General features: G+C 40.6%; 18 protein-coding genes. 3 read left to right on the plus strand and 15 right to left on the minus strand.

Going from position 1 to position 24,006, the window contains the following annotated elements; all coding sequences use genetic code 11:
• Window positions 1-10: 10 nt before the first annotated feature.
• From arcC to NRE15_RS06620, 3 genes are all read right to left on the minus strand, one after another.
• Window positions 11-952, minus strand: a complete 942-nt coding sequence (gene arcC, locus NRE15_RS06610; RefSeq protein WP_313794802.1) for a carbamate kinase — start codon at window positions 950-952, stop codon at window positions 11-13.
• On the minus strand, window positions 949-1,629 hold the full coding sequence (locus NRE15_RS06615) for a DUF2877 domain-containing protein (RefSeq protein WP_313794803.1): 681 nt from the start codon (window positions 1,627-1,629) through the stop codon (window positions 949-951). The genes arcC and NRE15_RS06615 overlap by 4 nt, the downstream gene beginning before the upstream one ends.
• Before the next feature lie 145 nt (window positions 1,630-1,774).
• On the minus strand, window positions 1,775-4,795 hold the full coding sequence (locus NRE15_RS06620) for a bifunctional FdrA/YlbE family protein (RefSeq protein ID WP_313794804.1): 3,021 nt from the start codon (window positions 4,793-4,795) through the stop codon (window positions 1,775-1,777).
• Between the two features lie 189 nt (window positions 4,796-4,984).
• Between NRE15_RS06620 and NRE15_RS06625 the strand changes: the two genes are divergently transcribed.
• A complete protein-coding gene (locus NRE15_RS06625) occupies window positions 4,985-5,833 on the plus strand; it encodes an alpha/beta hydrolase family protein (RefSeq protein ID WP_313794805.1) in 849 nt (282 codons plus the stop codon).
• Between the two features lie 66 nt (window positions 5,834-5,899).
• On the opposite strand, the gene NRE15_RS06630 is transcribed toward NRE15_RS06625, so the two are convergent.
• The gene (locus NRE15_RS06630) at window positions 5,900-7,150 is read right to left on the minus strand and encodes an MFS transporter (RefSeq protein WP_313794806.1); all 1,251 of its coding nucleotides are present in this window, start codon (window positions 7,148-7,150) and stop codon (window positions 5,900-5,902) included.
• A 23-nt stretch (window positions 7,151-7,173) separates the two neighbouring features.
• Window positions 7,174-8,397: an allantoate deiminase gene (gene allC / locus NRE15_RS06635; RefSeq protein WP_313794807.1), complete on the minus strand. Its 1,224-nt coding sequence runs from the start codon at window positions 8,395-8,397 to the stop codon at window positions 7,174-7,176.
• A 261-nt stretch (window positions 8,398-8,658) separates the two neighbouring features.
• Here allC and NRE15_RS06640 point away from each other — a divergent pair, with 261 nt between their 5' ends.
• Entirely contained in the window at window positions 8,659-10,293 is a 1,635-nt protein-coding gene (locus tag NRE15_RS06640; protein ID WP_313794808.1) for a PucR family transcriptional regulator, read from the plus strand.
• Between the two features lie 46 nt (window positions 10,294-10,339).
• Here the strand turns inward: NRE15_RS06640 and allD are convergent, their stop codons facing one another.
• From allD to pepF, 8 genes are all read right to left on the minus strand, one after another.
• The gene (allD, locus tag NRE15_RS06645; RefSeq protein ID WP_390887195.1) at window positions 10,340-11,410 is read right to left on the minus strand and encodes an ureidoglycolate dehydrogenase; all 1,071 of its coding nucleotides are present in this window, start codon (window positions 11,408-11,410) and stop codon (window positions 10,340-10,342) included.
• 20 nt (window positions 11,411-11,430) lie between these two features.
• Entirely contained in the window at window positions 11,431-12,219 is a 789-nt protein-coding gene (allE, locus tag NRE15_RS06650; protein ID WP_313794810.1) for a (S)-ureidoglycine aminohydrolase, read from the minus strand.
• A gap of 589 nt (window positions 12,220-12,808) precedes the next feature.
• On the minus strand, window positions 12,809-13,201 hold the full coding sequence (locus NRE15_RS06655; protein ID WP_313794811.1) for a DUF896 domain-containing protein: 393 nt from the start codon (window positions 13,199-13,201) through the stop codon (window positions 12,809-12,811).
• Between the two features lie 73 nt (window positions 13,202-13,274).
• Window positions 13,275-14,837 carry a bifunctional metallophosphatase/5'-nucleotidase gene (locus NRE15_RS06660; protein ID WP_313794812.1) on the minus strand — a complete coding sequence of 521 codons (1,563 nt, stop codon included), beginning with the start codon at window positions 14,835-14,837 and terminating at the stop codon, window positions 13,275-13,277.
• A gap of 7 nt (window positions 14,838-14,844) precedes the next feature.
• Window positions 14,845-16,140, minus strand: coding sequence for an MBL fold metallo-hydrolase (locus tag NRE15_RS06665; protein WP_313794813.1), 1,296 nt, complete (start codon window positions 16,138-16,140; stop codon window positions 14,845-14,847).
• 34 nt (window positions 16,141-16,174) lie between these two features.
• Window positions 16,175-17,122, minus strand: a complete 948-nt coding sequence (locus NRE15_RS06670) for an RluA family pseudouridine synthase (protein ID WP_313794814.1) — start codon at window positions 17,120-17,122, stop codon at window positions 16,175-16,177.
• Window positions 17,123-17,974: 852 nt separating this feature from the next.
• Window positions 17,975-19,105 (minus strand): 3D domain-containing protein, encoded by a 1,131-nt coding sequence (locus tag NRE15_RS06675; RefSeq protein ID WP_313794815.1) that lies wholly within the window; start codon window positions 19,103-19,105, stop codon window positions 17,975-17,977.
• Window positions 19,106-19,303: 198 nt separating this feature from the next.
• Entirely contained in the window at window positions 19,304-21,103 is a 1,800-nt protein-coding gene (gene pepF / locus NRE15_RS06680; protein ID WP_313794816.1) for an oligoendopeptidase F, read from the minus strand.
• Window positions 21,104-21,711: 608 nt separating this feature from the next.
• Here pepF and NRE15_RS06685 point away from each other — a divergent pair.
• Complete coding sequence (locus NRE15_RS06685; protein WP_313794817.1) at window positions 21,712-21,993, plus strand: ArsR/SmtB family transcription factor; 282 nt, start codon at window positions 21,712-21,714, stop codon at window positions 21,991-21,993.
• A gap of 139 nt (window positions 21,994-22,132) precedes the next feature.
• Here NRE15_RS06685 and NRE15_RS06690 read toward each other — a convergent pair whose 3' ends face one another.
• Window positions 22,133-23,344, minus strand: a complete 1,212-nt coding sequence (locus NRE15_RS06690) for a pyridoxal phosphate-dependent aminotransferase (protein ID WP_313794818.1) — start codon at window positions 23,342-23,344, stop codon at window positions 22,133-22,135.
• Window positions 23,341-23,829 carry an Lrp/AsnC family transcriptional regulator gene (locus NRE15_RS06695; RefSeq protein WP_313794819.1) on the minus strand — a complete coding sequence of 163 codons (489 nt, stop codon included), beginning with the start codon at window positions 23,827-23,829 and terminating at the stop codon, window positions 23,341-23,343. The genes NRE15_RS06690 and NRE15_RS06695 overlap by 4 nt, the downstream gene beginning before the upstream one ends.
• Between the last annotated feature and the right edge of the window lie 177 nt (window positions 23,830-24,006).

The following is a 24,006-nucleotide window of genomic DNA, read 5'->3' on the forward strand; positions in this document are numbered from 1 at the left end:
TTTTTTTGTTTTAGTCATTACTTACGACCGTCGCTGAACCACCTTCAAAGAAGTTGTTCACATTTTCCAATGAAGTAATCACGGCTTTTGCACCAGGACGATTTTCAACAAAATTGATAGCCGCCTCCACTTTTGGTAACATGGAACCTTTGGCAAATTGCTCTTCATCGATCCATTGTTTTAATTGGGTCACCGTAACTTCTTCTAATTTCTCTTGATTCGGTTGGTTAAAGTTGACATAAACATTGTCCACACCCGTTAAAATCAATAAATAATCGGCTTCTACTAGTTCCGCTAATTTGGCCGAAGCAAAATCTTTATCAATGACTGCTTCAACACCTTGATACCCATGTTCCGTTTCAATAACAGGAATACCGCCACCGCCAGCTGAAATCGTCACAATATCATTATCAATCATTTGTTTAATCACGGGATATTCGACAATCGAAATGGGTTTAGGTGAAGCGACAACTTTACGATAACCTCTCCCTGAATCCTCCACATAAACATCACCGGTTTCTATGCTGGCACGACTTGCTTCTTCTTCTGTGAAAAAAGGGCCTACTGGTTTGGACGGTTCTGAAAAAGCAGGGTCATTTTCATCTACTACAACCTGTGTGATTACCGAAGCGACGTGTTTGTTGATATTGATTGATGTAAGGGCCTTTTTTAAGGTGTTTTGAATCCAATACCCAATACTCCCTTGTGTCATCGCCACTAAAGTATCCAAGGGTAGTGCAGGATTCTTCTCTGAATCAGCTGCTAATTGTTGCAATAACAAATTCCCAACTTGCGGGCCATTCCCGTGAGAAATAATTAATTGATAATCCTGTTTAATTAATCCAACTAGCTTTTCACACGTGAAACGTAGGGCTTCTTGTTGACCTTCAGCCGTTGGATCCTCAGTTAAAATAGCATTTCCTCCAAGTGCCACCACAATTCGTTTGTTCATAACATCATCCCATCCTTTAATTTTTGTAAATAGACTAATATGCCCAGTAATAAATCATAACCTGACGTTTCGCCATAATTTTGCAAATGATTCAATGCCTTTTGTATCCCTATCTCAGAGCCCATTTGAATGCTCTGCAACAGATTAATTAGCGGCTCATTTGCATAACCTTCGAAAATTGCCTGATAGTAAGATAAACTCACATCCGTCGTCAATCGTACCTTCAGTCCTTCCTCCACTAACGAATGAAGCTTATTTTCAACCCCTAAAACCTTCTCAATAAATATCATTCCCTGTAAAAAATCATCACCTGAAGGCGTTAGCCCTGGACCAGCACCAATGAGATTTTGTAAAGCATTCACGTCCCATACCGGATTTTTAAGAAGCTCTTTCAATGATAAATCTAACCTGTCGTTTTTTGAAAAACCTGAGCGAGAATATACGTTCATATCTTTAAGTCGCTCTAATAAGCCACTCTTTAACAGTTTTTCTTTGGCTATTGATATAATGGATAGATCTTTTTCCTCACACGCAGTTAATTCTAGCGTTATGATTTCTGGTCGCGTATAGAACACCATTTGATGGTTTCTTATTCGGACTATAGTAGGGATATTTATTAGAGGTTTTATTGTTTTAAAGGTTTTAGAATCGAGGGCTAATCCGATGGCAGATTGCATCCCCTCTTGAAATGAGCTGACGTAAACGAGGGTTCCGTTAACATTTAAATTAAATCCATTCGGGAAAACCGAATGGATTCGTGTATGTGAACTACTTTTTTGTAACAGTATTCGTTGGGTTAGTGTGCTATAAGTACAGCTTGACCTAATCCACATTGATGCCCACTGCTTTTGCGTAACCAATCAGAGCAGCCTCAAAGCTACCTAATGAAGCACGAACAGTCCCGGCACCTACTTGACCAACACCGGCTTTTTTATGAGCCATTCCTGTGTTAATAATGGGTGTAATCCCTGTTTCAACCACTTTGCGGATATCTATACCCACAACGCTACCTTTAAAGTCCCAGTTAGGAATCGCCCAAGTAGAGTTATTGGCAACTGTAATTTTTTCCATTTCTTCCGAAATACGACGCGCATCATCAAGACCGCTTAAACCAATGAAACGCGTTACTCCAGGTGCGGCTATCATTGCCATCCCACCGAGTCCAATGGTTTCTGTAATCGCGCTATCACCAATATCTTTATTCGCATCTTCGGCAGAGTAACCTGTAAAGTATAAACCATCGGGTGTATTGACAGGGGCGGTGTACCATGTGTCTCCCGTTTCTGCGATACGTACGCCAAAGTTTTCACCATTACGTGCCATGGTTGTAACAATGGTACCTTCTTTAATTTTCCGTGCATATTCGACGATGGCTTTTCCAGCTGCCATAGCAATATTCAAGAAGAATTGATCGGTGTCTGCTAAAAATTGAATAACTTCTTCTTTTTCTTTAGCGTCAACATCTTCTAGGGCAATAATGGAAGGTGTAATTTCTTTCAAGAAAACAAGAGAAGCAGCGATATTTCTTTGATGGAATTCATCTCCCATACCAATTGCACGAGCGATAATAACATTGATATTTATACCATTTTCAAGTGAACGAATCGCTTTCCCTAGTACTGGACCTAAGACATCGCGCATCCATTTTAAGCGATTAACGACAGCCTCTGAGTATGCACCAAAACGAAGCACTTCTCCAATACCTTCATTCATGATACACATACCACGTGAACCCTCTTCGGATTCATCTGCTTGATTTTCCACTAATAGCATTGGGAAGTTATTAGTTGTAATTCCACCCATCGGTCCAACAGCACCTACATGGTGACAAGGAATAAATTCAACTTCGCCATTTTCAAGCTGAGACATAGCATCACTTTCATTTTCAGCCCAACCTTCAAATAACATAGCACCTACACAAGAACCTTGCATCGGTCCAGTCATATTTTCCCATTTAATTGGCGGACCAGCGTGTAAAATTATTTTTTTATCGGTATCTAGTTCCGGAATAAGTTCATAAGCTGGACGGACGTCGGTTAAAATTGGTTGTGAATTGATGAGTCGTTGGACAACTTTTTTATTCGCCTCATCAATTTCTTCTTTACGATTTTCTAATTCATTTAAGATCCGGATTAACTTCTTGTTGCCACCCGCACGAGGTCTCCAAGTAAATTGTAAGGCTTGTCCTCCGAATTCTAAAATTGGTTCAGTAAAGCTTTTTAATCCGATATTGATGACGCGAGGTGCTGTATTAAATAAATCATGTGTTGATTCACTGACTGTTTCTAAAGCAACTTTTTCGCCAGTATATGCGACAAATTGTTTATCAGGAAACACCACTTCTTTCCCCATTAATTTTAGGGCATAACGCACAGCTTGTTCATTGGAAGGTGCAACAATGACACCCGCTTCTTCTAATGTATTAAGTGTTGCTTGATAATCTTGTGGATCTTGAGGTGTCCCAACAATCGAGCCAATCACATAAAAATCTCTACCGGCCGCTTTAGCTTCTTCTAGAGCTGTTTTGATTGATGGCGCTAATGCACCAGCCATATCAGAATGCGAACCATAACCTAATACGACATCAATCAGGACAACACCTGTTGTTTCATCTTGCATAACTTCTTTTAATTTATTAACGCGTACTTCAGGGTCAATCATTGGATGTGGTTTACCTTGGGTATAGATATCATCACCAAGATCCATTACTTGAAAACCTTTAGTGTTTAAAATATAGCCATGCTCAGATTGAATACCGCCTAAATCTAAGGCATCAGCAATTAATGTAGCCGCCTCATTCGCTAGGGTTCCGCCAGAGTATAAGCCTTTTAAGGTTTTACCTTCGGGTAAAATGGTATCTACGTCAAAATCAAGTGGTTGCGCATAATTCGCTTTGATTTCTTCCCCGTTCGCTAAATCAACGGCCATACGGGCAGCTTCTTCTAAAGTATAAGCTAATGCAACATTTCCAACATGTTCGGTTGGTTTCTCACCTAAAAAGATTGCAACCACTGGCTTACTGATGGATTGTAAGGTTTGTAGCACTTTATTCCGTACTGATTCTGCAGGTGGTTTTGAAATAACTAAAATAACATCCGTTGGATCATGCTCATCCAATGCCGCAATGGCATCAAGCATCGTAATCGCTCCAACTTCTTCATGTAAGTCACGACCGCCTGTCCCGATGGCGTGAACCAAGCCACCACCTAATTCATTAATAATGGTAGCCGCTTCTTGTATACCCGTACCGGAAGCACCAACAATACCGATGTTACCTGGTGTCGTAACGTTGGTAAAAGCGATTGGAACACCAGAAATAACACCTGTCCCACAATCAGGTCCCATTAATAACAAGCCTTTTTCATGCGCTTTTTTCTTTAATCTAATTTCATCTTCAAGCGAAACATTGTCGCTAAAAGAAAAGACATTTAAGCCATTATTTAAACCACGCTCAATTTCATCAGCTGCATATTCTCCTGGAATTGAAATAACGGCTAAATTTGCGTCCGGTAAAGTTTCTAGTGCATCCGCCCAATTATCCACTTCTTCATAAGTGCTCTTTTCACTTTTTGATGATAAATCTTCTAAGAATTGATCAACTGTGGTCAACACCTCATCGATGATGGATTCATCGTTGGCATCTATTACAATTGCCATTTCATTGGGACCTGCTGCTTCCACTTCATCGGTATACAAACCTGCTGTTTTCATCATTGTTTTATTGGCATCCGTCGCCATCATCACTTGACCTTGGTTGACCCCTTCAAGTGCATTGACTTCGTTTGTCAATAACATTAAGTTTATTGAATCTTGATAACTATTTTTAATTACTGAATATAACATATAGATGACTCCTCCTTATTACCACTATATTACAGCGCTTCCAAGCATAACCCAATGTTCAATTTTACTAAACATATCTGAGCTATTATTCATACTGTCTAAAAATTTGGTTTGCTGCCTTCTTATGCTTGATTTCTCCTATTTCAAATCTTAAAATAACGATAAATTACCTTTGGAAGAAGTGATTAAATGACAACCTATAGTCAACAAACATTAAATATGTTCAATCTTAAAGGTGTTGATTTACAAGCTACCCTTTACACTCCAAACAACAATCAAATTAAAACAACCATACTTTATTTTCATGGTGGCGGTTTAATCTTTGGGAACCGTCAAGACCTTCCTAATAAATATCACCAACTCTTTTCCGAGTCTGGATTTTCGTTATTAGCTGTTGATTATCCGCTTTCACCTGAAAGTAGTCTGTCAACAATCGTTGGAGCTGTTAATAATATTCTAGAATGGTTCACCCATAACTATCTAGCAACTATAGATTGTAAAAAATATGTCATAATGGGGCGTTCTGCTGGTGGCTATCTTGCATTTTCTGCTGGTGAATACTCTAACAACTTACCCAACCAACCACTAGGAATAATATCATTATATGGATACTATAATTTATTAGATGCTAGTTTTTCGTTTCCAAGTCAACATTATTTACAATATCCATTAGTAGAACAATCAATAATTGCTCCAATGATAGATAATAAATCTATAAGTATTAATCAAGACCCTAATCGTTACTTAATTTATCTATCAGCAAGACAAAATGGAGATTGGTTGGGTTCTATGGATGAAAAACGTGAATTTTCAATTAGTAAAAAATCAATCAAAAGCTTACCACCCTTATTTTTGGCAGCTGCGACTAATGATCCTGATGTGCCAACTAGACAATCGCGACAACTTGCAAACATACACCCAAATGCAACTTTAAAACTTTATGATCTTAATGAACATGATTTTGATCGTACTCATGAAGAAACAATCGGCATTGAATTGTATAATGAAATTATTGTTTGGATTTCACAACTGAATTAACTATGCAAACAACTAAACGCGCTTTGTATGATTTAATTACAAAACGCGTTTTGGATATTTATTTAATTATGCGGTCGTTGTTTTGCGATTTCCTAGATAAAACACAACTGTTCCTAAAATTAAGAAAAATGCTCCAATGTAGAAGCCCCATTCTCCAGAACCAGTCTTATCCATAATATACCCTGTTAATGCAGGTGCAACTACTGATGACGCCATTCCGAAGAAATTGAAAATGCCTAATGTAGAAGCTACTTTTCCTTCATCAGCCATATCTGATAAATAAGAAATTAGAACTGGATCAACAGCCATCTTACCGAAAAATCCGTAAAGTAAAAGAATGATAGATAATGAAATTTCTCCTGGTGCAAACATAGACAACGCAATTAAGACAAACGATACTAGTGATAAGAAGATAATTATTTGTTTTTTTGAGTCTCTTCTTTGATCAGATTTACGTGAGAAGTACAAGGCTCCTGGAATGGCTGTTACTGCAATCATTGAAGTAATGAAACCAATCATTGTTCCTTCAATTCCACGTTCTGAAGCTAAAAAGTCTGGTAACCAAGTCACAATTAAATAGTATGCATAACAAGTTGTAAAGTATAGTAAATAAACGGTTAAAAGTTCTGGTCTAAATAAACTACCTTTAGACGCTTGCACTTCTTTAATTTCTTCTTGGATATTCGAACCTGTTTCAGTTTTTAAAGTAGCTTCTTCTGCTTTTGGACTAATCAATTTAGTAGCAAACCAAATTATTAACAGAACAATTAAACTTGCTGAAATTACTGGTAAAACTTGCCATGGCATTCCTAAAGATTTAACAAGAAATGATGATCCAATCATACCAATGATCATACCTACAGCAGAACCAGAGTTTACAATGGCTGTTCCTACACCTTTTTTATCTTGAGGAACATGTTGCGTTGTTAATGAGAAAGCTGAACCATAATAACATCCACAACCAAGTCCAGCTAAAACTGAACCAATGTAAATCATCGTAATATTAGTCGCAAAACCAATTGACGCTACACCTATAGCGAAAACAATAAATCCTGGAATTAATACTTTCTTTTGTCCAAATTTATCAACCAAAAAACCTGATGGAATTTGCATGGCGGTATATCCAAAGAAATACATTGATGCAATAGATCCCATTGCGGTATTTGATTGTGGTCCTATTGTTAATTGAATTTCATCATATACTGGTGATAACATGGAACGATAAATCCAAATAACTAGCCATCCCATAAAAAAGGTAAATACGATACGTTTCCAATAATTTGGTGGATAAATGCTTTTTTGTGTTTCTTCTGTCATATTTATCAATACTCCTTATTAATCTAATACGCTAATTTTTCTAAGCTGTTTTTTAGTGCTTCAATTCCTTGAATAATATCTGAAGTTTCAGTATGTTCAGCCGGATTATGACTTATCCCTTTAATTGATGGAACAAAAATCATTCCTGTAGAAACACGAGGTGCATAAATTTGTGCATCATGTCCTGCCCCTGAATGCATAACTTTATAGTTTAATTTGTTTTCTACACAAACCTGTTCAATCGTTTGAATAATATTTTCGTCCATTGGTACAGGGGCTTCATCCATCCATAAATTAATATCTATACTGATACCCATTTCGGTTGCAATGCGTTTCATATCTTCTTCTAATTCAGCAGTGAACTCATTTAAGGCATTTTGATCCGTGTGACGACAATCAATTGAAAATGAAACTTCTCCTGGAACGACATTCACTGTATTTGGTAATGGATTAACCCGACCAAAGGTAAGTACTAAAGGATTCCCAATCGCTTTAGCTTTGTCAATTCCATTAACTGCAATTCTAGAAAAGGCTTCAACTGTGTCTTTTCGATATGACATTAAGGTAGTCCCAGCATGATTTGCTTGACCTTTTAAAACTACATCATAGCGTTTTTGTCCAACGATACTATTTACAATACCAACTGATGCTCCTTCTTCCTCAAGAAAGTTACCTTGTTCGATATGTAGTTCAATGAAGGCTTCTAAGTCATTATGTTTTGGTGCTGTTTCTAAAAAATCAAATCCAGCATTATGCATAGCATCGACAAATTTAACACCATCTTTATCCGCAATATTAGCGACATCCTCTTTGTTTGCTATACCAAAAATATTTTTTGATCCCCAGAAAGCATAAGGAAAACGTGAACCTTCTTCTTCTGCCATTGAAATAATTTGCAGAGATTTTTTAGGTGCGCCATTTTTTTCAATTAAATGTTTGATAGCCAAATAGCCACCTAAAATACCTAATTGTCCATCTAAACGACCGCCATTGACAACTGTATCAATATGTGATCCTGTCGCAATAATTTTTTCTGGTTCATCAGTTCCTTTGATTGTTCCAAACAAATTACCTACCGCGTCAAATTCAACATCCATTCCTAATTCTTCAAATTTTTCTTTTAATTGACTCTGCGCTTCAATCCACTCTTGACTATATAATAAGCGAGTTACTCCTTCCCCATCTTCAGAAATATTTGAAAGCCATTCAACTAATTCTTCTATTTCATTAGATTGAATATCTACCATTTATTTTACTCCTCCTTGATTAAATATTAAAAATCCTTTATGTTAACTTTAATTTAAACCGTTTACAGAATCATTGTTTGATTCTACCATTTTATCTCTGTCCTTTATTCATTATGAACAACGATATTTGGTGGGATAATGTGGACCTTGTTCAAAATCCTTTCATATAAGGATTTAAAGAATTTCATTTTTGATTTTCTTTATTGTATAATTGTTATACTATTGCATTTCATATTATAAAACTATAAAAAGGAGCATTGCATGATTTCCTTAAAAACCTTGTTAGATACGCCTAGGTTTTCTGATTTAAAGCTCATAACAGATGAAAGTTCAATAAATGATCGTATTATTGAATCTGTCGAGATTACTGAAACACCTGATGTCGAAAAATTTATACCAAAAAATGTTTTAATTTTATCAACAGGTATGGTTTTTAAAAATAAACAAGAAAACCTAATTCCATTTATTGATTCTCTAATACGTGCTGAATCAATTGGCTTGTGCATAAAAGTAAATCGCTTTTTAAATGAAATTGATTCAGATGTCATTGCTTATGCAAATAAAGTTAGTTTTCCCTTAATTATTATCCCTGACCATTATCCCCTTGGTTCATTGTTACACCAAATTATGAATCTAGTCTTAGAAAACCGTCGTGAAGAAATTGATTTTGCGTTAGACATTCAAAAAAGTTTCTCAAATTTGCTCGTACAAGATGCTTCAAATGATTTACTAGTTAGTGAACTGAGTCGCATTATAAAAACTTCAATTATTTTACTTGATCCATTTAATCAAATTATTGCTCAATCAGAATATTTTAAAAATCATCAAGATCGAGCTGAACACTGTGTAACAAGTATATTAAATGAAAGGAAAGTAACCAACCGTATACATGGTTCTTTTTTAATTACGGATCTAGATGGTAAATTGCGTAATGTTTCTGTACATGAAATAAGAGTTCATACTTATTTTTCACATTATTTAATTATAGTAGATTCCGAAAAAATTCCATTTCCCACTTCAATTTTCGCTATCGAACAAGCTGCATTAGTCTTTCAATTCAATTTGTATAAAAATCAGAAAGTAGATGAATCATTATATGCTACAGAGGCACATTTATTTAGTGATTTATTAGATCCGCAAGTCCCAACATCATTTAATGACATTAGTTGGTTTCAAGGGACTCGTGGCTATGGTTATATCCAATCCAATTTTTATAAAGTCATTCATATAATTAGCCAAGAGATGGTTGGGGAAACTAAAAGAGCATATACCGTTAAAGAAAGTGAGAAATTCTTTTTATCTTACGTGTGGTTACGAAATAATATTAATAAATACTTTAGTAACGCCGTCGTCATTTATAGATCTGAAATTCCGGAAATTGTACTAATTTTACAAGAAACAGATTCAGAAATCTCGAATAAACTTGAATCTATTTCTAATAACATTCTAAACTTAATTGATAGCAAACTTTTATTTCACGTTGGTTATTCGGTAACCAAATCCGAGCAAATCGAACAATCATATGCTCAAGCAAAATTAGCTTATAATGATAGAATAAAAAATTCTAATCAAGACGCAATTATTTTTTATAAAGAAAAAGGCATGCTACAATTATTTAGTGATTTAAATCAAAACACCCTAATTTATTACTGCAAATCTGTGTTAAAAGAACTGGCTTATCCTGAAGAAGAATCCTTGATTGATTTACGCAAGACTTTAGATATTTATTTAAAAAATCAATGTGAAATTACACAGACTGCCAGCGATTTGTTCATTCATCGTAATACAGTCAAATATCGAATTAATCGTTGTGAAGAAATTCTCGGTACTTCTGTAAATGACCCTGAGGCTTCTTTAGATATTCGCTTGGCTCTTGAATTAAGCAACCAACCCTAGAAAAAACGCTAAATCATTTTTGTAAATTTAATGATTTAGCGTTTTTTTAATCTGCAAAAATCCCTTTATGGTCTGAAGAATTAATAAAAATTTCATTAGATTCTAAATAGTCGATAATTGATTTTGGAATATCAATACCTTCATTTTGTGATTTTTCCATTGCTATCAAACTAAGTTCACCTGGATAATAAACTTGATCAAAACCAGGAGCGGTTGGAATATTATGTAATTCATCAATAGTTTGTGTTATATCATTTTTGAATGCTTCAATATCTCTAAAGCGACTAGGATCTATCACAATAAAAGTCTGTCCAAGATTCCGTTTTTCAGATAAATCATGGTACATGGACGATACGCTGCTACCAAATGGTAAACCAAGAAGAACTCCAGCTAAAATATCTACCATCATCATTAATCCATAGCCCTTAGGTCCCGCTATTGGTACCAAACCAGCAACATTATGAGGATCAGTAGTAGGTGTCCCGGAAGCATCTACAGCCCAAGTGTCTGGAATTTCATTTCCTTTTGATCGTGCATCTAAAATTTTACCCCACGCTTGTACAGTGGTTGCCATATCAAACACTATCGGATCATTTCCAGCTGTAGGTGCCGAAAACGCAATGGGATTTGTACCATAGTACACTTCCGCTCCTCCGTATGGAACTACCATTGGATCAGACTGAGTCACAGCAATTCCAATTAAATCTTGTTTGGCTATTTTTCGTAAATAATAAGACAACGTCCCAGTATGTCCGACACGAGATATTCCAACTACGGCTACACCACTTTCTTTGGCTAGCCTAATCACATCTTCTAAGGATTTATTTACTACAAAGTGGCCTTGGCCATTGTCACCGTGATAGATGGCAGTACTTGGTCCAGTTTGTTCAAATTCTAATTGTGGATTCGTGTTGATTCCACCTTTACTTATACGTTCAGAATAGTATTCAACTCGTACTGCTCCATGTGAATGAACACCAATCATATCTGCATAAACTAAATGATTACTTGTTTCTTCGGCTTGTTCTTCGGGTAAACCGGCTAGAACAAGTTTATCTTTTATCAATTTATGTAAACGCTCAGCAGTAATATTTACTTTTGTTTCTTCTGTCAAAATCACTTTACTCCTTTCACTTCTTATACTTTAGGATCGCGATTAGCATCTTTAGAATAAATATATGCTAGAGGCTCATCACGACCTACGGCATAAGCAGCTTGAGGAACATAACGCCCCATAAATATATAGTCACCTTTTTCAACCGGATACCAGTTATTGTCTAAGTTATACATTCCTTGACCAGATAATAAATACGCTCCATGTTCTTGGTAATGGGTTTCGATATAACCGTGGCTAGCTCCCGGTTGAAATTCTAAAATATGTATATTCATGTCAAATCCATGGTCATTTGTTGGAAGGAAGTCCCATAGTAGAACATCTTTCATTCCTTCATATTCAATAGGTGTTAAATCTTTTTTATTCCCAACTATTTGATATGCTTCATATCCTTCAACGGCTTCGTATTCACGTTTATATAAGAAAACTTCCGTCATTTCTTCTTGGCCATTTTCAAAATACATTAATTGACTAGCTGGGAAAAATGCATAGCCACCTTCAGTTAATTCATAAGTTTCTTTACCATCACTAACACGTAGTTTCCCTGAAATTACATAGGCAAATGTTTCAACGCCTTCACCACCAAAGCCTCGCTCATTTTTTCCACCTTCTAAAAACTCTACAATATAATCAACAAAAGATGCTCCTATCGCAGGTGTGGACATAATTGTAATGTTGACGTTTTCAAAACCAGGTATGCTATTTTTTACTAATCCATCATGTTCTATTAGTGCGTAAATCCCTTTTTTTATAATAGATCTTGACTCTAATAATCCATTACGGTATCCAGTTTGATTATTCTTATATCCCATGTGTATCACAACCTTTTCATAGTATTAATTTGTACACCTATTGTACCTATCGTTAGAATTAAGTGTCAAAATGTAATAGTAATAAAAAAGTTTAGTCTTTTGTGCACTGTGGACAAAATTGGAGGTGCATTGAAAGTGGTTTGTAATTGAATGATGTGATTGATTTGTTTTAAGTTATCCAATAAATGAACGCTTGTGTATCAGTTATTAGTTCTGTAAGTGACGAATGATTGCATTTTCTATGCCGTTTAAAATAATTTAACGATAGATGACAAGGGGTGTCTGTTTTGGTGGCGAGGTGTCTGTATCACTTCGCCACCTATTGTATTTGGTGGCGAAGGTGACCTTCAACTTCGCCGGCAATTTAATTTGCCGGCGAGCACCACTATCTTCTTCGCCACCTATTGAGATTGCCGGCGAAGAATCACTACTTCCTCGCCACCTATTGAATTTGCCGGCGAAGAATCACTACTTCTTCGCCACCTATTGAATTTGCCGGCGAAGAATCATTACTTCCTCGCCACCTAACAACGTCTCAATAAAAAAACACCCCCAAATCATACGATTCAGGGGTGTATCATCTCAAATTTTAGCAATCTTCGTCAGCCTCAACATCAAGTTTCTCAACCTCAGCCTCAACATCAGCCTGCTCATCACAAGCATCCAAAAATGCTTGTGCCTTCGCCACCAAGTCCACGACAGACGGGTCAGCACTCACGATGGAGCTTTCTTTTGCTTCCAAATGGCGGCCGTGGATTTGTTTGCCACGTTGGATGGCTTTCATTTTAGCGGGGGTGACGTCGGTGCCTTCTGGGTCGACGACTTTGACGTGTTCGATTTGATCAGAAAAAGCCATGCGGAATAGGCGCAAGTATTCTTCACGTAATTCGGCGCGTAATTCTTTCTCTCTGTCGTCCAAGCCGTAAAACTTCTCTTTTTGTGCAAAATAATTAATGCCATCTAAAATTAATTCCATGTGCATTGCTTTCACTTCCTCTTTTTTAATTAAATATCCCTGTTACTACAACTTCTCTAGTATACCCTATTAGTCAAATTTAGTCAAGTGTCGGTTTGAATGGCGGCTGGTAAACCCAATGCTGGTAGTTGGCATTGATGGCTTCCCAATTCAAGGCCAACGTGCCCGCCACCGCATCACCCAACAAACTAGCGACATCATTGTCCGATAAATAAGCGATTTTATCCACGTTGAACTGCTTGAAATCCCCGCCACCCGCTGCGCGATATTGCGACAGAGCGATTGAGTACATATCCCCATCCACAATGTCGTTGCCGGTCGCTTCATCAACTAGCGCCACAATGCGCTGTCCAAACGCCTGACGTAAATCAACTGTCACTTGTAAACCCGAATAAATATCAAAATTATAATGCCGTGGCTTGGGTTCAATATACTTAGGATTAACGGTTATTAGATCGTGTTCATTCAACACTAAATACTCCAAATCATATTCAATCACTTCACGCAAGGCGTTACCAGTGATATTTACTCGAGCGATTCGATTGTAGTAGGGGTAGCTGAGCAAGAGGGTTTCGTTGGTGATGTCACCCGTGAAGGCGGCGAAGTTGTCGTTGATGAGGGCGATGGCGCTGAATTGGGCGCCGGTTTCAATGAGTTGGATTTGATTGAGCATTTCAATGAACGGATGGCCGCCGACGCGTGCTTCAAAAGTGTTGCTAGTGACCGGCTTAAGTGGCGCGTGGCCGATAACGGTCTGGAGCCAGCTGTTGCCGGCATCAAGGTCAGCTGCCAAATAGGCTTTCAGCGATGCGTCTTCTGGAAAATCAGCGGTGGCGTGCAGTTGACCCACCGTGTCGACTGGGTGGTCGTCATCCAGCGTCAGCGTAATATCTGCAATATATTCGCCCCCATAACCCGCTTGGACGACCCAGGTGTTGCCAACTTTTTGGTTGATGTGACGGTGTTGGTGGCCGGTTAACAACAGGTCAATGCCCTCAATTTCCTGCAACATCCGTGCCCCCTGGTTTTCACCGGTGTGGCGCTCCAAAGGACTAAAGTCGGTTAAGTCCGACTCAAAACCGCCATGGTAAGCGACGATTAAGACATCGACTTGAGGGCGAAGCAGCTCAGCATACTCTTTCACGGTTTGGAAGGCGTCCTTAAAGGTAATGCCTTGGTAGTGTTCGGGCAGCTCCCAATTAGGAATATAGTGGGTGGTGGCGCCAATAATCCCAATTTTGATGCCGTCGATTTCGTGAATGGCATAGGGTTGGCCTACAAATGGCTGCCCATCTGACGTGTTTACCATATTGCTATTAAGGATAGGCGCTTTTAAGTCCGCAAAGACCGCCTGGCGATAATCGGCCCCATAGTTAAACTCATGATTCCCAATGATTTGATAATCATAGCCGATGGCGTTCATGGCTTTAGCAAAAAATTGCCCAGACCCTTGGATTTTATACATATAAGTCGCAAAGGAAGACCCTTGGATAAAGTCCCCAAGGTCAATCATTAACGTCGGATGGTCTTTCGTCAATTTCAATTGCTTCAAACCTTGGGCAGTTTGCAGCAAATTATTCGTCTCCCCGCCCAGCCAATACCCGTGGGTATCGCTCGTCATCAGGATACTGATTGTTTTCATCTTGGCTTTACCCCCCGTAACTTTCACCGTATTTTGGTAACCAAACCTTTAAGCCAAAGTTTTGTAAAGCCTCGCCCATCACTTCCGGTTGATAGGAATGCCACGGCACCACATGGCCTGGTTGAATCAAGTAAGCCAAGTTGACCAAATCTTCTGGATAAGCATGCCCCGAAACGTTGGCGTCCACAAACAACCAGCCCGCTTGATGAACCGCTTTGACAAAAGGCTCATAATTGGAATCATAACTACCTAAAGGCATGCCGTTGGAATGTAAATACACCCCGGCGTCTACTTCAAATAACGCCTGATGGTCTTCAAAGTCTACTTGTAAAATATAGCCTGCAGGATTTTGATTGATTGTAGCTGCATCCTCAAAAGGTTGCACCCCAGGCTGTTCACCATAATTAGCAACATAAAGGGCATAATATCGCGTGTCCATAATTAACTGCCGTTGCGATTTTGCAGCTAGCTCGGCCAAATAATGTATCCGTTCAATATTTTGCGGATAGCCATTGAAAGCGAATAGTTTGTCAGGATATTGTTGCAATAAAGCCTCAATATCTTGCAACAATTTGACTTCCGTCGGCGCATTCAGATGCTGAATCAAAGCTTCCAAAGCCTCGTCCACCGAACTTTTCGCCTGCCCCAGCCTTGAAAACGACGTCCCCTCCAACAGCAAAACGTCCGGCTCCCACGCCCGCGCCGCCAACGCCCACGCATACACCCGATCCGGATGAAAACCCGACACCCGCAAATCCCCCGAATAGACAATCGTCATTTCGGGCGTTTCAATAAATATCGCTGCTATTCCCAAGGTATCATGGTCACTGGCGTGAAAAGTGATAGTAAAAGGCCCAAACTGGATGGGCTTTAGCGGTTCGACACCTTGCCAATTGACTAGGTAACTTGGCAACAATTGTTGCGTTTCAAGTTGGTGATAAAAGGCTACTGATTCTTGGGTAGCTAATACCGGTGTTTCAGGAGGCAATTGTGCAAAACTTCCAAGGTGATCAAGGTGCAAATGGGATAAACAAATGATGGTTTGGACTTCAGTCTCTTCAACACTGGTGATGGGATGATTCCCCAAACGCTTGCGACTATATAAACCAGGGATGGCAGCCACTTTTTGGTTATCAATCAGTTCTGCTAAGTCAGCCTCGGCTGTGAGTCGTTCACTGTTAACCCCCGCTAATGCACCAAAATCGGTGATGATGCGATAATTTCCGTGTTGGATACTAATAATATTGCCACCGATGGTGTCTAAGCCACCCCAAAATTGTAAGTTTGTTTTTTCTTGTTGCATGTATGGATTCCCCCTTGTAGTGTAGCAGTGGTATTTATTTGGTTAGGTTTAAAAAGGCTTTTGGAACTTTGGACGTAAAGCTGAGCGGCTGCTGGGTGACGGGATGGGCAAAGGCCAGGGTTGTGGCGTGGAGGCCCAAGCGTTTGAGGGCGTTGTCCTTGCCACCGTACTTGCTGTCGCCAACGACCGGGTGGCCGATGGATTGCATGTGGACGCGGATTTGATTTTTGCGGCCGGTCTCAAGGTCGACTTCCAGCAGTGAGTATTGCTTGTTTTGTTGGATCAATTTGTAGTGGGTGACGGCGTGTTTGCCGCCGTTGTCGTATGGCGTCGAGTAAATTTGCATGGCTTTGTTTTGGGACAACCAGCTCGTGATGGTGTCCTGGGGTTTGGCGACTTGGCCGATGACGACAGCGGTGTATTGGCGGTCCGTTACGCTTTGTTGCCAGTTGGTTTGTAGGGCTTCTTTGACTTCCGGTGTTTTGGCGAAAACCATGACGCCGGATGTGTCGCGGTCGAGGCGGTGCACGATATAAATGCGGTTGTTGCGGTCTTGAACTTTCACATATTCCGTCAGTTGTTTGTAGGCCGTGTCCGCTTTAGGGTCGTCCGCGGCGATGGTAAGCATGCCGGCGGGCTTGTCAATGACAAGGATGGCGTCGTCTTCGTAAAGAACCGGGATATTGGTTTGGCGCAAGACCGTTTTTTGCTTGGCGCGCTTCTGGTTGATGATACCGATGGTCTGCCCTTTTTTGAGTGGATGGTTGTGCTGGGTGACGGGGGCGCCGTCGATATAAACCTGTTTGTGCGTCAGCATGCGCTTGATCGCCGAGCGGGATTGTTGGGGTTGAAAGGTTTCGAGTAAAAACGCGAGCAGTTCTGCGTCTTGCTCGACTTGGTAAGTCGTCATGTGTTGTTTATCGGTTGGGTTTGGGGTTGGTTGGTTGGGGTTGTTCGGTTGGTTGGAACGGATGGGAATCACCTCTTATTGAAATACTGTCATTTAGTAGTATAACAGATTTGTTGGGCGGGAAGAATTAAAAGATTTGGGTGGAGTCAAGGTGGGAGGAAGCAAGGGGATTTATTTGGATATTAAGGCATCGTGTTCGTGACTGAATAGGGTTAATCTGTCTTTTGCTCATGGAGCAGATGACAGATTAGGTAAGTAGGAAGTATAAGAACGGGTTGATTTAATTAGATGGCGAAATCTCCATCCCTCTCTAACGGTTTGGAGCTTTCTTCCAACTCTCAGCTTTTTCATTGGCGGTTGGAAGGATGATTCATGACTATTTTGATTCCAAATAGTAGCTTATTGTCATGGGAGAAAATCTGAGTGACAATGGGACAGCTTATTGTCATGAGAAAAAATCTGAGTGACAATGGGACGGCTTATTGTCATGAGAGAAAATCTGAGTGACAATGGGGCGGTCCGTCACTTCCCACTTACCAGATTAGCTAATCAGTTCAATATTTTTTTGTAGCGAGCTGATTTAGAGCTTATCCGGTCATTACTCCTTTAGCAGTGGCCGGATAGGTCTATAATTTTTTTAGGGACATTTACAACTTAGTTCTCTCTAACCGTCTTTAGAGGTTAAAACTAGTTAGGCGGTCATAAAAAATAGGCGTTTCATTTTCGACTAATTTATTCTGTCCTTTTTTAAGTTAATTTTGGACAGAATAGTGCTTTGCTGTCCAAATTTAACGAGATTTTGGACAGAATAATGCTTTGCTGTCCAGATTTAACGGGATTTTGGACAGAATAGGGCTTTCATCAGAAAAAAGCAAAAATAAAAAGACTCCCTGAGGAGTCTTTTTAGCAGTGTTATTTATTGGGTTAATCGACAACGTAGATGGTGATTGTTTGGCGGCCGAAAGCGTAGGCAGCTGATAGGTTTTCCATGTGGATGTCGATGCGGTTGCCTTGGATGGCGCCACCGGTGTCGGCTGCGGTCAAGTAGCCATAGCCAGGCACGTAAACAGTTGAACCTAATGGGATTACTGATGGGTCAACGGCGATAACGGCGCCGTTCACGCGTAGGTCCGTTCCGTTAGCGGTGAAGTTGCTTAATTCTGGTTGGTTACGCGAGTATGCTGTCGCTTCAACGGTGATAGCACGGCCGTATGACGTTGGATCGTCAGCTGGTGTTTCCACAACTGGCTCTTCCACAACTGGCTCTTCTACAACTGGCTCTTCTACAACTGGTTCTTCCACAACGGGAACTTCTACTTCTTCAGCGGGAACGTCGATTTCTTCAGCGGGTTCTTCTACAACTGGAACGTCAACTTCTTCAGCGGGAACGTCGACTTCTTCGGCTGGTTCTTCTACAACAGGAAGCTCTTCTTCAACTACTGGTTCTTCCCAAGTTGGTTCTTCTTCAACAGGAACTTCTTCAACTGCAGGATCTTCCCAAACGATAGATTCTTCAGCAACTGGCTCTTCTACAACTACTTCCTCAACAGGAACTTCTGTTTCAGGCACCCATTCGGTTGTGTCTTCTACAACGAAAGCAGGGTCTTCAGTCACGACTTCTTCGGCCACAGGCACTTCCTCTACTACAACTTCTTCAGTAACAACTTCCTCAACCACCGGCTCTTCCCAAGCCACTTCAACAGCTTCTTCCACTGAATAAGTGTCTTGTGCACCTGTTTGGTCCACATATGTTACGGTATGGTTGGTGTTATCAAAGAATAACACAGCACCGGCTAAAATTAGGTCAGGGTTGGCAATTTGGTTAACGTTTGCTAATTCAGCAACATCCAAGCCTGTCGCACGGCTGATTGAACTTAATGTGTCACCCCATTGGATGATATATAAAGAATCATTTGACTGAATGGCGTTATTTACTGAGGCTGCCACTTCATCGTCTGAACGACGGGTCCAGTTAGCTGCCGAAGCAAATGGCATATTCAAGGTCGCTACAGATAATGTCATTGCAGCAACGGCTATTTTCAAACTTTTTCTCATAGGTAAAAACTCTCCTTAGTTGACAAAAACACTGTCAATTTTTGTTTGCTAAGTAATGATACACCATTTTCGCCTAAAAAAAAGCGAGTTAGGCTAGATGTTAACTAGCCTTAACTCACTTGTTTCATCTCGTCACACAAATGATACGCAGAGAGATTTATTTAAATAAAATGAAACATTTGTAACAAAGCAGAAATATTAACCCAACGCTTCGATTTGGTCGAGCAATTGGTCCACGTAGCCGATGGCGGACAACAAGGTTTGCTCATCGTGCATGGAAACGCCCGCCATGTCGGCCAACTCCAAAGGTGTTTTGGTACCACCGGCTTTCAAAACATCCAACCAAGCAGACACCGCCGCATCCTCTTTGAGCGCGATGCGTTGGCCGATGGAGGTCCCAATCGTCAAACCGGCAGAATAGGTATAGGAATACAAGCCCATGAAATAATGCGGTTGACGCATCCAAGTCAACTCCGCTCCCTCATTAATTTCAACCGCATCGCCCCAGAATTGCTCCAAGGTTTCCTTAAAGAAACGATTCAAACTCGCGGCATTCAGCAATTCTCCCGCATCAATCGCGCGGTAAACCTTCCGTTGGAAATCAGCTTCCAACAAATGCGTCACCATATTGTGGTAATACGTCCGCGAAATAAATTCCGCAATCAAAATTTGTTTTTGCTTAGCCTCAATCGGTTGATTCAATAAATATTGGCACATAATCACTTCGTTCGCCGTCGATGGCGCCTCAACAAAATACGTACTTACATCTGGCGTCAAGACGGATTGATTTTTATGCGTTAATTGGAAATGCCCCGCATGACCTAATTCATGCGCCAACACCAACACTTCACTTAACAAACCTGTCCAGTTCAACAAAATATACGACGGACCGCCATAAATCGTTGAACAAAAACCACCCGTTGACTTCGTTTTATTCATCGGATAATCGATCCAACGCTCGTCAAACGCCCGCGTCACCACCGCCGAATACTCCTCGCCCATGACTTGGAAGGCATCCTCAATCATCGTCCGACTATCAGCCACCGAAATTTTCGCCGACTCTTCAGGCGAAAACGGCATCTTGATGTCTGCCAGTGATATTTTTTCAAGTTTATGTTCTTTTTGTAACAAACGCGCATAACGTTGCATCACCGGCGCAAATTTTTCCATAATCACATCGATTTGACGGTGGTAAGCCTCTTGCGTCACCTGTTGGTCAAACAACAAATAATCAAAGACCGACTCATAACCACGCAAAGTCGCAATTTTCTTTTCTGTTTGCACATGATTAATGTAATTAGCCGCCGCCGTGTTTTCAAATTTCCGCAAACCATCATGGAACGACTTCCACGCCCCATGCCGCACGCCCGGGTTCAAATGCGACTCCCAATCCCCCTCAAAGGCCGGGAACGAATTGGCATAGGTCACCCCATCCACTTCAAAATCGTCAAAGGCCAAATCCTGAAACTTCATCGCCCCATACAACCGCGACTGATTGAAAATCGACCCATCCAGCCCGCTCAACACCGACTCCACTTGCTCATCCAGCATCTGCCCTTCGACCCGCCGAACTTCCCGCAAGAAATATTGATAGCGAACCCCTTCCGGATCGTCAACCACCTCACTAAATATCTCTGCATCAACCTTAGCCAGTGCCGGTAAGAAAAACGCCAGTTTTTGCCCCATCCACTCGCTTACCGTCATCAAAGTCGTCTCATTTTGCTCGTAAGTTTCATTCAGCTTATCCACTTCGTAACCCAAATTTGCATAGCCGAACACCGGATACGCCAATTCCTGAATCGCTTCATAATCCTTTAAAGCCTGCAAAAGCGAACCCTTTTCAAAATAAATATCTCTGTATTTCTCTGCAAATGCATTCACCAATTCTTTCAATTGACCCAGTGCTGCTTCAAAATCCGCTTGTGATTTAAACAGCAAACTCAAGTCCCAAGTCAATTCTTCTGGTAATTCACTCCGTAACGGTAACGCTTGACTCATTCAAACACCCTCAATCTATAAATTATGTGTCTATCATATCGAAATCCCGCAGCTTCGTCTAGTGAATCGCGTAGGTTGCTGAGTATATACAGAAATTTTGAGCTAAGTGGCCTACCAAAGGGTGGCCTAGACCACATAGACATTTAAGTGGCCACGCAATGTACTCCCTGGCCACTTCAAAGCTTAAGTGGCCGCACAACGGGACACCTGGCCACATAGCCACTTAAGTGGCCACGAAATGTACTCCCTGGCCACTTCAAAGCTTAAGTGGCCACGCAACGGGACACCCTGGCCACATAGCCACTTAAGTGGCCAGAAATTTCCTTCGCAGGCCACATCAACCATCATCAAATGTAAATGGAAGGCGCACTTCCCAACCTATCCATATCCATCCTTCAATTCTCGCAGAAACTAACCCCCACCCATCAACAAACCGCCCACCATGAGTTTTCAATGAGATACTTATCCACAAGAAAACATTTATTTTTAATTTATTAGATTTTTCTATTCGTTTTTTAATCTAATCTTTATTTTATGGCTGGGATATGCTACACTGAAGGTGTATTAATGAATCGTTATATTAAATTATTTTAAAGGAGGTTTATCTGATGGAGATTGATATTGGAACCAAGGAGTTGAATGATAAGGTCAGTGTCATTCGCATTTTATCGCACCCCATTCGCTATTCAATTGCGCTTATCCTCTATAAACACGGAGTACAAAATGTTGGTACGATTCAAAAAAGTCTCAATTTATCCCAATCAACTGTTTCGCAGCATATCAGTAAAATGCGTGAGGCGGGCATTGTTGCCTCGCGTCGGGAAGGCACAAAACTCTATTATTCATTAGTAGACCCAATGGCGATTAAAGTGATTGAAACCCTTGGGTAACCTTTAACTAAATATCTCTGCTCAATTCCGAAGCAAATTTTCAAAATCGCTGGCCGCTCACTGAGGCTAGCGATTTTTTGCGTTAAAAAAGCACGCACACCTCTTTTAACAGGCATGCATGCTTGGGCGAGTAGCAGCGTTATTTATTTGAAAGGGTTTTAGTGGTTTGATTGGGCTCGACGGCCTCCAGGCGGAGTTTTTCGATAAAATCGGCCAGGCGACCCATGGCGGTTCTGAGTTGGTTAATCGAATAGGCGTACGAAATGCGGACGAAGCCCTCGCCAGAAACGCCAAATGCGGTGCCAGGAACGACCGCCAGGTGCTGGTCTTCGATAAGACGCATCGAAAATGCCTCAGACGTCATGCCAAACTGCGAAATATTCGGAAAAACGTAAAAGGCACCTTGCGGCTCAAAACAAGGCAAGCCCATTTCGCGCAGGCTCAAAACCAGATAGCGACGGCGTTGGTTATAGGCGTCGCGCATATGATCAATGTCCGCTTGGCCATTTTTAATCGCCTCAATGCCAGCAAATTGACTAATTGTACTCGCCGCCATAATTGAGGCTTGATGCACTTTAGCCATTTGCGATGTGATATAATCTGGCGCGCATAAATAACCTAAGCGCCAACCGGTCATGGCATAAGCCTTCGAAAAGCCGTTCATATAAATCGTCCGCTCGCGCATGCCAGGCACCGAAATAATGCTGGCGTGCGGTTTATCCAAATAAGTCAATTCCGAATAAATTTCATCAGTAATCACCAAGAGGTCGTGCTCGATAATAATGTCCGCAATGGCTTCAAGGTCTTCGCGTTCCATAATCGCCCCGGTCGGATTGTTCGGATAATTCAACACCAAAATTTTGCTCTTAGGCGTAATGGCGGCCCGTAGCGCTTCTGGCGTCAAACGAAAATTATCTTCCTCTTTTAAATGAATCGGCACCGGCACCCCGTCGGCCAACTGAATGCAAGACAAATAGGTCACATAAGCCGGAATGCAATAAATCACTTCATCCCCCGGGCTGACCGTCGACCGCAAAGCCACATCAATCGCCTCAGACCCCCCACTGGTTACTAACACTTCCGTATTTGGATCATAATAAATATCCGTTTTCTTCTTAATTTCATCCGCGATGGCTTGGCGAAGTTCAAGCATACCAGCATTCGAGGTGTAGTAGGTTTTCCCTTGCTGAATCGCATAAATCCCTTCATCACGCACATGCCAAGGTGTCGGAAAATCCGGTTCGCCTACCCCCAACGAAATAATATCATCATAAGCATTAGCCAACTCGAAAAAACGCCGAATCCCAGATTCTTGTAAATTCTGAACTTTTTCGTTAATAAAATTTCTCATGGGCTAACCGCCAATCGTTGTTCGCCCTCTTCTTGCACAAAAAGCGTGCCATGGTCCTTATATTTTTTCAATATAATATTGGTCGACGTCGATTGTACTTCTTCAATAATCGATAACCGTGACGATACAAAGTTAGCGATATCGCGCATCGGCGCTTTCTTTAATTCAATGGAAAAATCATACGACCCTGAAATCAAATAAATCGCCTGCACTTCCGGAAACTGATAGATTTTCTCTGCAATCCGATCAAACCCCTGTCCCCGTTGTGGATTAACCCGCACTTCGACAATGGCCGACACATCCGAGTCATTGGTTTTTTCCCAATTCACAATGGTATGATACCCACATATGATTCGGTCTTCTTCCATTTCACGGACATAATCATCAACCGCAGACTCCTCTAAATCCAGCATCATCGCAATTTCTTTATGCGTCAAACGACTATCATTTTCTAATAATTGAAGTATTTGCTCTTTTATCCCCATAAGCATCCTTCTTTCAATGTATTTATTCGCTATTATATCAGATTTAAATGAGAAAGTGTTTACTTTCTCATTTCTTTTTAATAAATATTTCTGAAGATGAGGCGGGGGTTGGTAGGACGTTCGTTTTGGCGTTAGTTTTGCTGCTTATTTAAGTGTAAATATAGTGGTTGGAGGGGT

Origin of the sequence: Fundicoccus culcitae, from assembly GCF_024661895.1 — a bacterium.
GTDB classification, from domain to species: Bacteria; Bacillota; Bacilli; order Lactobacillales; family Aerococcaceae; genus Fundicoccus_A; species Fundicoccus_A culcitae.

Bases quoted from the DNA above. Each gene is read 5' to 3' on its own strand.
- arcC (WP_313794802.1), bottom strand. From the start codon at position 952: ATGAACAAACGAATTGTGGTGGCACTTGGAGGAAATGCTATTTTAACT.
- NRE15_RS06615 (WP_313794803.1), bottom strand. From the start codon at position 1,629: ATGCAATCTGCCATCGGATTAGCCCTCGATTCTAAAACCTTTAAAACA.
- NRE15_RS06620 (WP_313794804.1), bottom strand. From the start codon at position 4,795: ATGTTATATTCAGTAATTAAAAATAGTTATCAAGATTCAATAAACTTA.
- NRE15_RS06625 (WP_313794805.1), top strand. From the start codon at position 4,985: ATGACAACCTATAGTCAACAAACATTAAATATGTTCAATCTTAAAGGT.
- NRE15_RS06630 (WP_313794806.1), bottom strand. From the start codon at position 7,150: ATGACAGAAGAAACACAAAAAAGCATTTATCCACCAAATTATTGGAAA.
- allC (WP_313794807.1), bottom strand. From the start codon at position 8,397: ATGGTAGATATTCAATCTAATGAAATAGAAGAATTAGTTGAATGGCTT.
- NRE15_RS06640 (WP_313794808.1), top strand. From the start codon at position 8,659: ATGATTTCCTTAAAAACCTTGTTAGATACGCCTAGGTTTTCTGATTTA.
- allE (WP_313794810.1), bottom strand. From the start codon at position 12,219: ATGGGATATAAGAATAATCAAACTGGATACCGTAATGGATTATTAGAG.
- NRE15_RS06655 (WP_313794811.1), bottom strand. From the start codon at position 13,201: ATGCACATGGAATTAATTTTAGATGGCATTAATTATTTTGCACAAAAA.
- NRE15_RS06660 (WP_313794812.1), bottom strand. From the start codon at position 14,837: ATGAAAACAATCAGTATCCTGATGACGAGCGATACCCACGGGTATTGG.
- NRE15_RS06665 (WP_313794813.1), bottom strand. From the start codon at position 16,140: ATGCAACAAGAAAAAACAAACTTACAATTTTGGGGTGGCTTAGACACC.
- NRE15_RS06675 (WP_313794815.1), bottom strand. From the start codon at position 19,105: ATGAGAAAAAGTTTGAAAATAGCCGTTGCTGCAATGACATTATCTGTA.
- pepF (WP_313794816.1), bottom strand. From the start codon at position 21,103: ATGAGTCAAGCGTTACCGTTACGGAGTGAATTACCAGAAGAATTGACT.
- NRE15_RS06685 (WP_313794817.1), top strand. From the start codon at position 21,712: ATGGAGATTGATATTGGAACCAAGGAGTTGAATGATAAGGTCAGTGTC.
- NRE15_RS06690 (WP_313794818.1), bottom strand. From the start codon at position 23,344: ATGAGAAATTTTATTAACGAAAAAGTTCAGAATTTACAAGAATCTGGG.
- NRE15_RS06695 (WP_313794819.1), bottom strand. From the start codon at position 23,829: ATGGGGATAAAAGAGCAAATACTTCAATTATTAGAAAATGATAGTCGT.